The following is a 15,303-nucleotide window of genomic DNA, read 5'->3' as shown; positions in this document are numbered from 1 at the left end:
ATAGATGAAGTATTCAATCTCTCGACAATTTGAAAAGAACCGAGAACTCCAAGCTGATAATTTTGTTTTAGTTTACCAAATGGGCAAAGTTGGCTCCTCATCAATTGAGCACACGCTAGGGGAGAAAAATATCCCGAGCTATCACATCCACACCTTTGATGATCACGAAGAATTTCACATGTATCACAATAAAAAAGACGTGAGTAAATTCTTCGACTTCCGAAACCGCGCACTCTATCGCTTAGTGCTCAAGCAGCGAAAACGTATCTTACAAAAACGCGAGCAGATTAAAATCGTTACGCTGGTCCGCGATCCAATCGCAACTGTCTTTTCTCGCTTCTTTCAAGACCTCCATTTGCAATTTATCGAAGGCAAAAAGAATGATGCAATTCACCGAGATATGGAAGTCACGTATCAGCACCTCGAGCATTGCTTTGATAACTATATCAATCTCAACTATTTTGCGGACTGGTTCGACAACGAGTTAAAGCGTAATTTCAATATCGATGTGATGCGCCAAGAGCTGGACAACACTCAACCTTTCTTCACATTCCAGAACGATCAGGCCAACGTCATGCTAATCAAATGCGAACAGCTCAGTTCTCTTGATAAAGAAATCGGTGAGTTTCTTGAGTTGCAAGACTTCGTACTGAAAAACAGCAACGAAGCGAAAAACAAGTGGTACTCCAATATCCACCAACACTTTAAGAATCACTACGACTTCTCAAAACTGTTCTATATGTACGATCTTCCCTTGTATCGCCACGTTTATTCAGAGCAAGAGCGTGATGCTTTTAAACACAAATGGATGCAAACACCAGGGACAAAATCATCATGAAGAAAGTGCTCCATGTTACAGAAGCATTTGGAGGTGGCGTTCAAACCGCCCTCTATAGTTATGTTCACTCATCCAGAGACGAGCCTTATCAGCATTTCTTGCTAGCCAGAGCCCGAGAAAACGACTTGACCAATGAGAACAACCACCACATTTTCGTACAGACAAAGTGGGTAGAAGGCGGCTTGCTTCAATTTATTCGCGATGCAAACCACATGATTGCATCACTTGGTCCCGACGTCGTGCATTTGCACTCGAGTAAAGCAGGATTTCTCGGCCGATTTCTAAAGCTTGGCAAGGCACGCTTGGTTTACACACCGCACTGTTATGCCTTCGAACGTGAAGATATCTCAGAGCTTGCACGCCAGATCTATAAAGCACTAGAGAAAGTAAAACTGAGCAAAATTGATGTGGTTGCAGGCTGTAGCCAACGAGAGTGTGACCTAGCCATTAGCATTGGTGCGAAACGTGCCGAATTGCTCAACAACTACGTGTCTTATCAAAGTGAAGATCGTATAGAGCGAAACAAGCAAGAAGCGCTGAAGCTCGTTGTACTTGGTCGTGTCGCGCCCCAAAAAGATCCTCAGTTTCTTATCAACACATTGCAGTTCCTTAATCGGTATGCGCTTAACCGCCCGATAGAGATCACATGGATAGGTGGCGGTGACCACGTACTCGAACAGAAATTACGTACTGAAAATGTGGATGTAACGGGTATGCTGCCTCGCGATGAGGTAGTTGAAAAGCTCAAGGGTTCAGACCTTTATCTACACACTGCAGCATGGGAAGGGATGCCGTTAACCATTCTAGAAGCATCCAAGTTACATCTTCCTATGGTTATTCGGACCATCGGCGCAACCAAAGATCTCAACTACCCGTTTTTAGCGCTCACACCTGAAGAAATGGCCAAGCAGATCGCGCATTGTGTCAATCATTATGAAGAGATCGATTTTCGCCAATATACAGCACAATTAAACGATGCCTTCAGTGAAGAAAAGCAGCGCCTCGCACTCAATAATATTTACGGTTAAATGCCCCTATGTTTCACACTGTTCAACAAAAATTACTGTTGATGCCCAGCGGTAAAAAAAGCTTGTTATCTACTGGATTAAAAACCGCAATCACGCGTGTGTTGAGTGCGCTATTTGCTTTTTTACTGACTCTGATTGTATCGAAGACCAGTGACGCTTCGACGGCCGGTCAATTTTTCTTTTTATTCAACCTAGTCTCGCTACTCGCTATCGTTTCTCAGCTAGGTTTTGATGTTTCGTTAGTTCGTTACAATGCGATCGCTTTTAATAACAAAGAGAAGCTTGAACAAAGCCAAAACTATAAAACCGCACTTTATCGAAGTATGGCATTTTGCCTGCTCGCCATTGGCGTTTTGTTGGCAGGATTTAATCTGTTTCCAGAGCAGCTAAACCAGACTCAATCACCAATGTATGCGATTATTTTATGCTTGCTTTGCATACCTTTCTTGGTGCTTGCGCAAACCAACAGTCGGGTGCTTCAAGCATGTAGAAAAGTTGTATCATCTCTGTTTGCGTTGCAGCTTGGGGTAAGCATGTTGATGGTCATTTTTGTCTTTGCCTTAGACTATATCGGTCAGCAAAATATCAACAATCTAATGACCGCACTGCTTTTAGCGAGCATAGGTGTCGCGGTCATATCTAGTGCCAATTGGCTTGGCTCAGATCAATATCAAACATCGGCTTTCGTACCAAACAAAAAAATGGTCGCTTCTGCCAAGCAAGTCTGGGTTGGCAGTATCTTCACGAATGTTCTTCAGTGGGGAAGCCTTGTTATTGCGGGCTTTTTCATCTCAACAACGGAACTCGGTTTGTTAGCCGCAGCCCAACGTACATCACTACTGATTGGCTTTGTGCTGATTACCATTAACTTTGTGGTCGCCCCGATGTTTGCCTCTCTCTACAAAGAGCGCCACATGCGCAAACTGCAGAATCTGAGCCGCTTGGCGTGCCGAGCCAATGTTGGTTTAGCGCTTGTTCCCGTAATTATTTGCACCCTCTTCCCCGAGTTTGTAATGCAGTTTTTTGGTGGGGAGTTTCTCGCCGCGGCGCCACTATTAGTCGTCCTTTCTCTGGGGCAGTTAGTCAATGTTGCGACTGGTTCAGTAGGTTTTTTATTATTAATGAGTGGTCATGAGAGAACCATGAAATACATTACAATTTCCTCCGGTACGGTGTCCATCTGCCTACTTGTTACGCTTTGCCAAATGTTTGGGGTGATTGGTGCAGCGTGGGCAATGGCAATTGGCATGGCTATCCAGAATTTAGCTGCACTGTACTTTGTAAAACGTTACTTAGGCTTCTTTCCAATAGGTTAATTATGGCTTTAATACTGGCACGCACGAGTTTTGTTTTAGTCCTGATGCTAACCGCTTCACTCTCTTTGTGGAAAAGCTCTGACCTACACCATACTGCTTACCTGCAAATGGAAACCTACTTAGGCGGATCGAGTACGCTTCACTTTACTTTCAGTTTATTGATCGGCTTTTTATCGGTTTTCACGTTCCCTTCTCTGGTGAGCCCGAATAAAACCGACGTTTTTGGGATTCGTCTTTTGCTACTGCTGTTGGCTATCGTTTCAATGGAAGAAATGAGCCAACTTTTTATTCCAAATCGATCATTTAGTTTTGATGATCTCAGCACCAACTGGATAGGCGTTATCTCAGGTTACTTTAGTGCCAAGTTAATTCGCTTCATCCGCACTCGGTCGTTCTAGTAATACAGGAATCTCTGGGGGATTTGGGTATATAATTACGCCAAACAACCAGACTAACGAGTACATCATGCCATCTCATCCAACCAAGATTACTTTTTTTGAATTCTTAACCCCGTTGATCACGTCAGGCAAAAAGACGATAACGATTCGAGATGAATCAGAAAGCCATTACGTTCCCAATACAGAAGTCGAAGTTTTTACCTTAGAAACGGATCGTAAAGTCTGCGATATCAAGATACGTTCTGTAGAACCACTTCACTTTGAAGATATTAATGAGTTTCATGCAGAACAAGAAGCCATCGAACTACCAAAACTCAAGCAGTTAATTCGAGAAATCTACCCAAATACCGACACGCTCTTTGTTATTGAGTATGAGCTGATTAAATAACCCACAACAAATACTAGACGACTGGTCTAATTCATCCTATAGTACACTTCATGAACGCAAAGACGAATGACACACGCCAACATATTCTCGACGTCGGATACGAGTTGATCGTAAACCGAGGGTTCACGAGTGTTGGTCTTTCAGAGCTATTAAAAAAGGCCGCAGTGCCAAAAGGGTCGTTTTATCATTACTTCAAATCCAAAGAACAATTTGGTGAAGCGATGATTCAAGACTACTTTACTAAGTATTTTGAGCGTTTAAACGCACGCTTTACCAATACTGAACTGAGTGGCTACCAACGCCTAATGAGCTATTTCGAAGAAATGGTCAAAGTAGAAGACGACGTGTGTAATGCGAACAAATGTTTATTGGTTAAGTTAAGTGCAGAAGTCTCCGATCTCTCTGAGTCAATGCGCTTGGCATTACGCCAAGGAGCAGACAAAACCATTCAAGCGATAGCGGATTGCATTGACATCGGCATTCAAGATGGCTCAATCCCCAATGGTGACAGTGCGTTATTAGCAAGGCAGATATACTACCTTTGGAATGGCGCTAGCTTGCTGAACAAACTTTATCAAGATCAGGCAGCATTGACGCAAAGTCTGACCTATACTCAACACTTACTGCAGAATACGCGCACTTGCCCATAACGGGCGGCGTGGAAGCAGAATGAACACCCTACACACGTTTCACTGTCAGAAAAAGCGTCAGTGTTAACACAGTAAACCTTCCCGCTTTACATAAGCGGGATATTTTGAAACAAATGCTAGACGACCGGTCTAATCAACAAGTGAGATAGATATGACTAACGCAACAAATCGCAGAATAGTACTCGCGTCACGTCCCCATGGTGCACCGACACAAGAAAACTTTCGTTTAGAAGAGGTAACGAAACCGACTCCGAAAGAGGGTGAAATGCTATTGAGAACGGTTTATTTATCTCTAGATCCATACATGCGTGGTCGCATGAGTGATGCCGAATCATACGCTGACCCTGTTGCAATTGATGACGTAATGGTCGGTGGTACAGTTTGTCAGGTAGAAGCATCAAACCACCCAGATTACGAAGCAGGTGAATGGGTTCTTGCCTACACTGTTGGCTGGCAAGACTACGCTATCTCAACTGGTGAGATGGTCATTAAACTTGGTAAAGAACCGAAAAATCCTTCTTACGCGCTAGGCGTTGCAGGTATGCCAGGATTTACCGCGTACATGGGTTTACTCGACATTGGTCAGCCAAAACCAGGGGAAACCATCGTGGTAGCAGCTGCTACGGGGCCTGTAGGCGCAACAGTTGGTCAAATTGGTAAAATCAAAGGTTGCCGAGTTGTTGGTATAGCAGGCGGAGAAGAAAAATGCCGTTACGCTAACGAGGTGCTTGGTTTCGATGAGTGTATTGATCACAAAGCTGAAGACTTTGCAGAACAACTGAAAAATGCCTGTGACAAAGGTATCGATGTTTACTTCGAAAACGTAGGTGGCAAAGTATTCGAGGCTGTATTGCCACTTCTGAATACAAATGCGCGTATCCCACTTTGTGGTTTGATTTCTCAGTACAACGCGACAGAGCTGCCTGAAGGTACCGACCATCTTCCATTACTAATGGGTAAGCTCCTGACCAAACGAATCAAGGTGCAGGGCTTCATCATTTTTGATGATTACGGACATCGTTACGGTGAATTTGCGCAAGATATTAATCAATGGTTGGCAGAAGGAAAGATCCAATACCGCGAACATCTAGTACAAGGACTGCATAATGCGCCAGAAGCATTCATCGGTCTGTTGGAAGGTAAGAATTTCGGCAAACTTGTAGTACAGATTAACGACCCATTATAAAAAGGGATATGTAAATGATTAAACTTCACCACCTCAATCAGTCTCGTTCAAAGCGCATCATTTGGTTACTTGAAGAGCTAGATGTAAATTACGAAATTGTACCCTATGTCCGTGATTCCGTGACCTTCATGGCACCGCCAGAACTAAAAAGTGTTCACCCATTAGGAAAGTCACCTGTTCTTGAAGATAACGGCGAGATTATCATTGAGTCAGGTGCAATGACCGAATATTTGATTGAGAAATACAGTGACGGAGCCTTTGCTCCTGAGCGCGGTACAAAAGCACACACAGAATATTTGCAATGGATGCACTTTGCAGAAAGCTCCGCAATTTTACCTATGCTGCTAAAAATCTTCGTAAGCAAAGAGCCAAATGAAACTCAGTTTTTATCAGGCTATGCCGACAAGGAAGCAATGAATGTACTAGGCTACTTCGAGCAATCCTTAGAAGGCAAAACTTACCTAGTAGAAGAGCGTCTGACTGGCGCAGACATCATGATGTCTTTCATTGTCGAATTGGTTCAAAAGTTTGGTTTAGTTAATCACTTCCCTAATATTGAACGTTATGGGAAACAGCTCGCGACACACCCAGCATTTGCAAAAGCTGAACAACTTGAAGTGAAGTACTCTTAATTACTTCCCCCTTTCGCCCCTTTGATGACACGTAAAACTTCATTTAAGGGGCGATATTACTAGCATCGCAGACACGCTAACTGGATAGCGCTCCCCCCCAGTCAATCGTATTCGAGAACGTCGATTGTTATGTCAATCAAACTAATGTAGTAAATTTCTGATTCTAATATAGTTTCGACCATAGTCACCATCTATTGAATTGATAAGCAATATCAGTTTTCTCCTCCAGCTTTTCCGTAATAACCTCCTCTACAGTTTCTAAGGTATTGAGCCCTGGAGGGGGAAGAAAAATGACAAACAAGAAATTGACTACAGCAGCAGGTTGCCCTGTCGCACATAACCAAAACGTTATGACTGCAGGTCCTCGTGGCCCTCAACTATTACAAGACGTTTGGTTCCTTGAAAAATTGGCACACTTTGACCGCGAAGTGATCCCTGAGCGTCGTATGCACGCAAAAGGTTCTGGTGCTTACGGTACGTTCACAGTAACGCACGACATCACAAAATACACTCGCGCTAAAATCTTCTCTGACATCGGCAAAAAAACAGAACTATTTGCTCGCTTCACTACCGTAGCTGGTGAGCGCGGTGCAGCAGACGCAGAACGCGACATCCGTGGTTTCGCACTTAAATTCTACACTGAAGAAGGTAACTGGGACTTGGTTGGTAACAACACACCAGTATTCTTCCTACGTGACCCACTAAAATTCCCAGACCTAAACCACGCAGTAAAACGCGACCCTCGCACTAACATGCGTAGCTCTACCAACAACTGGGATTTCTGGACATCACTACCAGAAGCATTCCACCAAGTGACTATCGTAATGAGTGACCGAGGTATCCCAGCGTCTTACCGTCATATGCATGGTTTTGGTAGCCACACATTCAGCTTCATCAACGCAGAAAACGAGCGTTACTGGGTGAAATTCCACTTAAAAACTCAGCAAGGCATCAAAAACCTAACTGACCAAGAAGCAGAAGCAATCGTAGGTAAAGACCGCGAAAGCCATCACCGTGACCTTTACGAAGCGATTGAACGTCAAGACTTCCCTAAATGGAAGATGTACGTACAGATCATGCCTGAGCTAGAAGCGGATGAAGTCAACTTCAACCCATTCGACCTAACACGTGTATGGTCTCAAAAAGACTACCCACTGATCCCAGTTGGTGAGTTTGAACTGAACCGTAACCCAGAAAACTTCTACGCAGAAGTTGAGCAATCAGCGTTCAACCCAGCTGCAGTAGTACCTGGCATCGGCTTCTCTCCAGATAAGATGCTACAAGGTCGTCTGTTCGCTTACGGCGATGCTCAGCGTTACCGTCTAGGTGTGAACCACCATCAAATCCCAGTGAACGCACCTCGTTGCCCTGTTCACAGCTACCACCGCGATGGCGCAATGCGCGTTGATGGCAACTTTGGTTCAACACTAGGTTACGAGCCAAACTACAAACAAGAATGGGCAGAGCAACCAGATTACTCTGAGCCACCTCTACGCATCAACGGCAACGCTGATCACTACGATCACCGTGTAGACGAAGACTACTTCAGCCAAGCGGGTGACCTATTCCGTCTGATGAGTGAAGAGCAACGTCAAACTCTGTTCGACAACACAGCTCGCGCAATGGACGGTGTACCAGAGTTCATCCAACAGCGCCACGTTCAACACGCATACCAAGCGGACGAAGCGTACGGCAAAGGTCTTGAGATTGCACTAGGCTTAAACAAGTAAGCGAACGCTGTGATCGTCACGCTGTGTGATTAAAAGACATAAAAAAGGAGGTGCCCAACAGCACCTCCTGATTTCAAATTACTAATCCTTAATCACTAGTTACAAACCATGCTCAAGGAGATTCATTATGATTAACTTAGATTTCTTTAAGCTCTTTGATACCAAAGAACTGTTTATCTATTACTGATTCATCAACTACTGATTTTTAGCGACCGCTTTGATCAGTACTGATGTATCCATGCGACCTAAACCATCACGTTGAAGGTCTGCGTATTGCTCATCCACTTTCTTAGTCAGTGGAAGCTCTAGACCCACTCGCTCTGCTTCTTGCAGGCAGAAACCCAAGTCTTTGCGCATCCAATCAATAGCGAAGCCAAAATCGAACTTATCTTCCGCCATCGTATTTGCGCGGTTTTCCATCTGCCATGAGCCTGCTGCGCCGTGCTTCAACGTTTCTACAACTTGAGCAATGTCCAAGCCTGATTTTTGTGCCAGCAGCAAAGCTTCACTCAGACCTTGTAAAACGCCACCAATACAGATTTGGTTTACCATCTTACAACGTTGACCCTGACCGTTTTCGCCCAGTAGTGTCATCTGCTTCGCGTACACATCCATCGCTGGAGAGACACGATCAAAAATGCTTTGTTCACCCCCACACATGATGGTTAGAACACCATTTTCTGCGCCCGCTTGACCACCAGAAACTGGCGCATCAATGAAGTGGTTGCCGTACTTAACACACGCTTCAGCCAGCTCAACCGCTAGGTCTGCAGAAGTCGTCGTGTGATCCACTAACACTGCATCCGCTTTCAAGCCAACCAGAATGCCTTCTTCACCGTAAACAACGCTACGAACGTCATCATCATTACCCACACAGGTAAAAACGATATCACAGCCTTCTGCGGCTTCACGTGGTGTTTCACAAGCCACACCTTGGTATTCTTCAGCCCATTTGTCGGCTTTCGCTTTTGTGCGGTTGTATACTTTGGTTTCAAAGCCCGCTTTACTGAGGTAACCAGCCATTGGGTATCCCATCACACCCAGACCAATAAATGCTACTCGTTGTTTTTCCATTGCACGCTTCCCTTAGTTCACCTGACTGAAATGTTTCGTAACATGCTACTAAAGAATTGAAATCATTACTCGTGATTTCTCTTTCCTCGGTCTCGATGATCCTGCATTGCAGTCCGTTTATTGCGCCTTCTACACCCCTTTACTTGACGATTAGCGTAACAGTCAAAGCACTTACAAAGGTTCACTACTGCTTAGCGTGGAACATCGCTTGCCCACTCTTGTCCTTGTTCGACCAGAAATTGATGTTGAACTGAGCATCATCGCTCATCTCAATGCGGTGCCAGTACTGCGGTGGACTTGTAGCAAACTGGCCTGCATTAATCACCACCACTGCTTCTGCTTCTGTGGCATTTTCATCAGCAAAGCCGTAGTAAGTCACTTGCCCTTCCATGACGCACAGCTGCCCAAACACACCCTCAGCGGTATTGTGATGAGTAAGTAGCGCTGGTGGCACATTGTCTTTAGTGAAGAAAGGCGTTGAACGTTGAACAGTCCAGTCTTTAGGAATTCGTAGATGCGACATAATAATACCCTCTCTAATTACAATTCTTTTCGTTTAAATCGGTTAAGCCTGACCGGCTTGAGACAACTCTCGAAGCAATGGAAATGCTTGCGTAACTTGTTCTCCCGTCACGACGAAGCCCATGAGTCGGCTATTTTCATCTTCTGCTTTCGCGGCAATGCCTGTTTGAGAAATCTGCACGCTCCAGTTCGTCACCGAACTAAAATCGCCTGCCAATTGAATTGGGTAGCTCGGCGTTTTGACCTTTACCATCATGGGCGGTAGTTTCAACTCTGCTTCTTGCCCCAGTAGTTGTTTGCCCAAAGCATTGGCACTTAGCACGATCGGTTGGAGGTACGGCATCATTCGACCTTGGATCTCAGCGCAATCGCCTAATGCAAATACATTGGCTGCTGATGTCTGTAATCGAGCATCCACCTCGATGCCTTTATTGATACTCAACCCACAAGCCTTCGCTAACCAAGTGTTAGCACGTAAACCCGCCGCTGAAATCACTACATCAGCTTCGATTGCCTTACCTTTGCTCAAGCTTGCCACCAGCGAATCATCCGAGTGATTGATCGCGACAACTCCAGTCTCCAAGGCAAGTTGAATACCTTGCTGCTTAAGTTGATTTTCAAGCGGCAATGCGACGAATTCAGGAATCAAGTTAGCGAGCAAACGGGGATTTGGCTCAACCACCGTAACTGCTTTACCACTGGTTGCGAGATCCATGGCGATCTCGACGCCGATCAAACCACCACCCATTACTAGAATTCGTTTCGCACGGCTAATTTGCTCTTCCGCTAATTGATATTCTTGTAGCGAGTTTAGCGTTATCACCTCAGGTGCTGCATCGCCAGATATTGGTGGCACAAAGGCTTTCGCGCCTGTCGCAAGCACCAGTTTGGAGTAAGGATAGGTTTGGCCGTTGGCGACCACTTGCTGAGCTTGCACGTCGACATGCTCAATCATGGTATGGGCGAACAGTTCGATGTTGTGTTCCTGTGCGAACGCCTCACCACTTTTAACTACCAAGTCTTGGGCGGTTTGCTTGTTGCTGAATACATGACTCAAATCAGGCTTGTTGTATTCCGCGCCATCATCAGCAGTAAACACTTGCAGCGGAATATGTGCGTCAATTCGACGCACTGTTTTCACCAATTGGTAAGCCGCAAAGCCGCTACCAATAATCACAATAGGTGCTTGCATATTCGCCCCCTTACCCGTTGTATTCGACAAAGACGTCTTTACCCAAGTGACATTCTGGGCACAAGAAGTAATCTGGCACTTCAGACCATGCCGTACCCGGTTCAACGCCTTGATTAGGCTCACCTTTAGCTGGGTCGTATACCCAATTACAAACTGTACACACCATGCATTGACAATCTGCGGGATGCGCCTCGGTAGTAGGGTTATTAGGAGCAGCATCTATCACAGCTTGTGTTGTCGCTGGCGCAGCGGGTTGTGATTGAACTTGTGGTGCAGACGCCACAATCGCCGGAGAAATAACAGGACTTGTCAGGTCATGCTTTGCCCACAATTTCGCGATGTTTTGACCATGTTCGCGACACTCACGCATCGCTTTACCATCTGGTCGCCATTTGGTTTTCAAGCTCACTGCGGTTTCAAAACCTGCGTCGGTCAATCGAGCATGGATACGATCCACCGCGCCACCATTCCACCCGTAGCTACCGAATGCAGCGGCTTTCTTCGCCTTAAAGCGCAGACCGGTAATTTCTTCTAGCATGCCTGCGATCTTCGGCATCATGACGTTATTCATGGTAGAAGAACCAACCAAGATGCCTTTTGAGCGGAATACGTTGGCGAGAATTTCATTCTTATCATGCTTAGAGACATTAAAGACTTTGACCGCCACGCCAGGGTCGACATCGTGAATGCCTTGCGCAATGGCATCAGCCATCATTCGAGTGTTGTTTGACATAGAGTCGTAGAAAATCGTAATGCGATCTTCTTGATAGTTGTCTGCCCATGCCAAGTATTGCTCGATGATTTGAACCGGATTATCGCGCCATACAATACCGTGTGATGTTGCGATCATGTCGACAGGCAAATTAAAGCTCAGCACTTCTTTGATTTTAGCGGTTACCAAGCTGCTGAATGGCGTTAGGATGTTTGAGTAGTAACGCAAACACTGTTCCATCAACTCATTTTGATCCACTTCATCATTGAATAAGCGTTCATCGCAGTAGTGCTGACCAAATGCGTCGTTACTGAATAACACTGCATCGCCCGTTAGGTAAGTCATCATGCTGTCTGGCCAATGCAGCATCGGCGCTTCCACGAACACCAATTGCTTACCGTTACCAATATCGATGCTGTCGCCCGTTTTTACGGTTTTGAAGTTCCACTCAGGATGGTGGTGATGACCCACAATCGAATCAATCGCCGCTTCTGTACAGTAAATTGGCGTGTTCGGAATCTTCTCCATCAATGCCGACAATGCGCCTGAGTGATCTTCTTCAGCATGGTTTACCACAATAAAGTCGATAGACTTAAGGTCGATTTCCATTTCTAAATTTTGGATGAATTGTTGACTGAATCGATGATCGACCGTATCAATCAATACGGTTTTCTCTTCACGAATTAGATAACTGTTGTAGCTGGTACCTTTTGTCATTTTGTATTCTGTACCGTGGAAGTCTTGAACTTCCCAATCGCGTTGACCTACCCAGTGGATGTTGTTTTTTACGTGAATTGTCATAATTACTACCTTGAATGACGGGATAAACAAAAATAATTTCTTCTTGTATTGCACTGGGCGTGCCAACTTTTAATTGCCATATATTTCAACATCTTAATTAAAACCCAACCTTAACAAGTGTCATTTAGACACAGTTGAAAATTGTCATTAAGACACTACAATAGTCATATTGACACAATTGGTATTGGCTATGACTTCTTTAATCGCGCAATGGCTACACATCACGCAAGACCTTAACTCGGCGCTCACTCAACAGGCTCGCTTCGATACGTTATTAACCACGATTCGAGAGGTATTGAAGTGTGACTCTTCAGCCCTTCTTTTGTATGAAGACCAGCACTTTAAACCTTTAGCGATCAATGGATTGGCGAAAGAAGTGCTTGGACGCCGTTTCTCCATTGAGCAGCACCCAAGATTAGAAGCCATTGCCCGAGCAGGCGATATCGTGCGCTTTCCCTCTGACAGCGACTTACCTGATCCATACGATGGTTTGATCCCTAACCACGATGACAAACTGCATGTCCATTCCTGCATTGGTTTACCTCTGCTGATCGACGATCAACTGATTGGTGCCATTACGATTGACGCCTTCGACCCCAACCAATTTGATGGGCTACGCAACCAAGAGTTACGTTTTGTCAGCGCATTGGCAGCAGGTGGCTTGCACACTGCACTCCTACTAGAACAACTAGAGACACAAGCGAGCCTGCCACGTGATTCTTACGCCGAGAAGCGCACCTTAAGTAACGAAATCATTGGCAACTCTCAGGGTATGAAGAATCTTCAAGAGCAGATTGATGCAGTCGCCGATACGGAATTGTCTGTGCTGGTGATGGGAGAAACGGGCGTAGGTAAAGAGTTGGTTGCTAGCGCTATTCACCATCGTTCTAGCCGCTCTAGCAATACTTTGGTTTACCTCAACTGTGCGGCGCTGCCGGAGTCAGTCGCGGAAAGCGAGTTGTTCGGCCATATCAAAGGCGCATTCACAGGCGCAATCAGTAATCGTAAGGGTAAGTTCGAACAAGCCGACGGCGGCACACTGTTTTTGGATGAAGTCGGCGAACTGTCGTTAGAGCTGCAAGCCAAGTTACTTCGAGCTCTACAATACGGCGACATTCAACGTGTGGGTGATGACCGTCATATTCGAGTCAACACACGCATTGTCGCCGCCACTAACCGCATATTGCATGAAGAAGTGACTGCTGGTCGCTTCCGAGCCGACTTGTATCATCGTTTAAGTGTCTTCCCGCTTCATGTTCCACCTCTTCGTGAACGTGAAGACGATGTGGTATTACTCGCAGGCTTTTTCGCCGAACGCTTAAGAAGCAAATTGGGATTAAACAGCATTCGTTTGTCTCCTGCTTTGGTGCTGGCACTTAAAGACTATTCATGGCCAGGCAACGTGCGAGAGCTTGAACATGTCATTAAACGTGCTGGTGTTTTGGCAAAGGCGCGTACTCACGCCATGGACATTGAGTTAGTTGAGCAAGATTTTGATATTCGAACGCCGAATCAGAACATCAAGAACGTTGAAAAAACGGAACAAAAATCTCGGCTTGAGCTACCAGAAGGCGGATTAAAGCCTGCCACAGACGCCTTCCAAAAAGCGATGATTGTTCGAGCTCTGGAAAAAAACCAAGGCAACTGGGCAGCAACGGCACGTCAGCTTGAATTAGATAACGGCAATTTGCACCGATTAGCAAAACGGCTGGGGATAAAATAGACACTAACGAATATCACCTAATATGGCATATTCATCGCCAAATAAAGAGCCGATGCCCAACCGCTCACTCAGCCCACTATAAGTAGTGAGCTGAGTGCTCAGATAGAATAGCCACCTAAGTTTGACGGTATTTTCTTCTAAATTTTATTGTCTTGAACCACCTCACAGATTTAATAACCCTTAACAATAAACACAATAATAGTTAAGGTATTTTTATGAGCCAGATCTAATAAAATTAAATATATAGTATTTATTTTAAGAATCTAAACTTTCAAAGTTCATCATAATAAATACAACCTCTATGTATACACTTTACCTTCAAAAAACATCAAAATATAATCCCTTCGATAAAAACACTTAAATGAATTTAACTGTATAAAAGTGAGGAGAATAAAAATATGGGATATGGGGCGACAGTATATTCATTAGATACTGAAAAGGTTTTTAACGTACTAAAGAATGAGCGTAATCCAGAGCTAGAAAAAGCCATCATGGAAAGGTGTCAAGACTCCTTTAAAGTGATTAATGAAATGCTGGAAAGTAGTGGCGAAAGCATCCGAGCTGAAGAGCTTCTTATGCAAATGTTGTCTGAAGAGATAAAATACAGTCACTTGGGTTACGCCTATGCTTACTTGCTTGAAGCTATATGTAAGATAACTGGTTATTACTTATCCAATAACTCTTGGTATCCTTGCGATGTAAACGATTTCTGCGATATTCCATTCACTAATACCGATTATCCTATAAAATTCCCATTCCCTGACGATTTCCCTGTTGTTTTTATGATAAAAAATCAAGATATTCACCAAGATAACGTTGACTTCGGAGGCTTATCAGAGCAACAAATATCTGAAGTCAAGAGCTGGTACACTCATGCAGTCGTAAACAATCGTGATTTGGTATTATTTTATTATTAATTTTAACTATTAATAAATTATCCAATAGTTAAAATAACAATAGAATATTAATAAAACTCTAGCTTATATTAAGATAGAGTTTTATCTATTTAACTGAATTTTATAATTTTAAAAACATTATATTTCACACCTAATTTATAGACTCTGTGTATAGTGTGTTCAGAGGCAATGTGAACTCATAGGATCAAAATCAAGT

15 protein-coding genes are annotated in these 15,303 nt (G+C 44.4%); 11 read left to right on the top strand and 4 right to left on the bottom strand.

The genetic code is table 11. From position 1 onward, the window contains the following. Positions 1-4 precede the first annotated feature (4 nt). From R7H07_RS09615 to R7H07_RS09575, 9 genes are all read left to right on the top strand, one after another. The gene (locus R7H07_RS09615) at positions 5-838 is read left to right on the top strand and encodes a putative capsular polysaccharide synthesis family protein (protein ID WP_005375258.1); all 834 of its coding nucleotides are present in this window, start codon (positions 5-7) and stop codon (positions 836-838) included. Next, entirely contained in the window at positions 835-1,866 is a 1,032-nt protein-coding gene (locus R7H07_RS09610; protein ID WP_206958996.1) for a glycosyltransferase family 4 protein, read from the top strand. Before R7H07_RS09615 ends, R7H07_RS09610 begins: the two co-directional genes overlap by 4 nt. Before the next feature lie 8 nt (positions 1,867-1,874). Further along, the gene (locus tag R7H07_RS09605) at positions 1,875-3,182 is read left to right on the top strand and encodes an oligosaccharide flippase family protein (RefSeq protein WP_206958998.1); all 1,308 of its coding nucleotides are present in this window, start codon (positions 1,875-1,877) and stop codon (positions 3,180-3,182) included. 2 nt (positions 3,183-3,184) lie between these two features. Continuing rightward, positions 3,185-3,580, top strand: a complete 396-nt coding sequence (locus R7H07_RS09600) for a VanZ family protein (protein ID WP_047102581.1) — start codon at positions 3,185-3,187, stop codon at positions 3,578-3,580. A gap of 67 nt (positions 3,581-3,647) precedes the next feature. Then, positions 3,648-3,968 (top strand): N(4)-acetylcytidine aminohydrolase, encoded by a 321-nt coding sequence (gene yqfB / locus R7H07_RS09595; RefSeq protein WP_005385855.1) that lies wholly within the window; start codon positions 3,648-3,650, stop codon positions 3,966-3,968. A gap of 50 nt (positions 3,969-4,018) precedes the next feature. Further along, complete coding sequence (locus R7H07_RS09590) at positions 4,019-4,618, top strand: TetR/AcrR family transcriptional regulator (protein ID WP_005385858.1); 600 nt, start codon at positions 4,019-4,021, stop codon at positions 4,616-4,618. Between the two features lie 151 nt (positions 4,619-4,769). Then, complete coding sequence (locus R7H07_RS09585; protein WP_206959000.1) at positions 4,770-5,804, top strand: NADP-dependent oxidoreductase; 1,035 nt, start codon at positions 4,770-4,772, stop codon at positions 5,802-5,804. 14 nt (positions 5,805-5,818) lie between these two features. Beyond that, on the top strand, positions 5,819-6,436 hold the full coding sequence (locus R7H07_RS09580) for a glutathione S-transferase family protein (RefSeq protein ID WP_005375238.1): 618 nt from the start codon (positions 5,819-5,821) through the stop codon (positions 6,434-6,436). A gap of 290 nt (positions 6,437-6,726) precedes the next feature. Further along, a complete protein-coding gene (locus R7H07_RS09575; RefSeq protein ID WP_025768524.1) occupies positions 6,727-8,166 on the top strand; it encodes a catalase in 1,440 nt (479 codons plus the stop codon). A 195-nt stretch (positions 8,167-8,361) separates the two neighbouring features. Here R7H07_RS09575 and R7H07_RS09570 read toward each other — a convergent pair whose 3' ends face one another. From R7H07_RS09570 to norV, 4 genes are all read right to left on the bottom strand, one after another. Then, the gene (locus tag R7H07_RS09570) at positions 8,362-9,240 is read right to left on the bottom strand and encodes an NAD(P)-dependent oxidoreductase (RefSeq protein ID WP_017821261.1); all 879 of its coding nucleotides are present in this window, start codon (positions 9,238-9,240) and stop codon (positions 8,362-8,364) included. Positions 9,241-9,424: 184 nt separating this feature from the next. Continuing rightward, positions 9,425-9,763, bottom strand: a complete 339-nt coding sequence (locus tag R7H07_RS09565; RefSeq protein ID WP_206959002.1) for a DUF1971 domain-containing protein — start codon at positions 9,761-9,763, stop codon at positions 9,425-9,427. A gap of 42 nt (positions 9,764-9,805) precedes the next feature. After that, entirely contained in the window at positions 9,806-10,954 is a 1,149-nt protein-coding gene (gene norW, locus R7H07_RS09560) for an NADH:flavorubredoxin reductase NorW (RefSeq protein WP_206959004.1), read from the bottom strand. A 10-nt stretch (positions 10,955-10,964) separates the two neighbouring features. Then, a complete protein-coding gene (norV, locus tag R7H07_RS09555; RefSeq protein WP_171345498.1) occupies positions 10,965-12,467 on the bottom strand; it encodes an anaerobic nitric oxide reductase flavorubredoxin in 1,503 nt (500 codons plus the stop codon). 190 nt (positions 12,468-12,657) lie between these two features. Here norV and norR point away from each other — a divergent pair, with 190 nt between their 5' ends. Together norR and R7H07_RS09545 are read left to right on the top strand one after the other, a co-directional pair. Next, positions 12,658-14,190 (top strand): nitric oxide reductase transcriptional regulator NorR, encoded by a 1,533-nt coding sequence (gene norR, locus R7H07_RS09550; RefSeq protein WP_017821264.1) that lies wholly within the window; start codon positions 12,658-12,660, stop codon positions 14,188-14,190. Between the two features lie 398 nt (positions 14,191-14,588). Then, a complete protein-coding gene (locus tag R7H07_RS09545; protein ID WP_005375218.1) occupies positions 14,589-15,107 on the top strand; it encodes a hypothetical protein in 519 nt (172 codons plus the stop codon). Positions 15,108-15,303 lie beyond the last annotated feature (196 nt).

Source organism: Vibrio sp. Vb1127, assembly GCF_033338735.1.
GTDB lineage: Bacteria > Pseudomonadota > Gammaproteobacteria > Enterobacterales > Vibrionaceae > Vibrio > Vibrio alginolyticus.
This window is presented reverse-complemented; position numbering and strand designations above follow the sequence as displayed.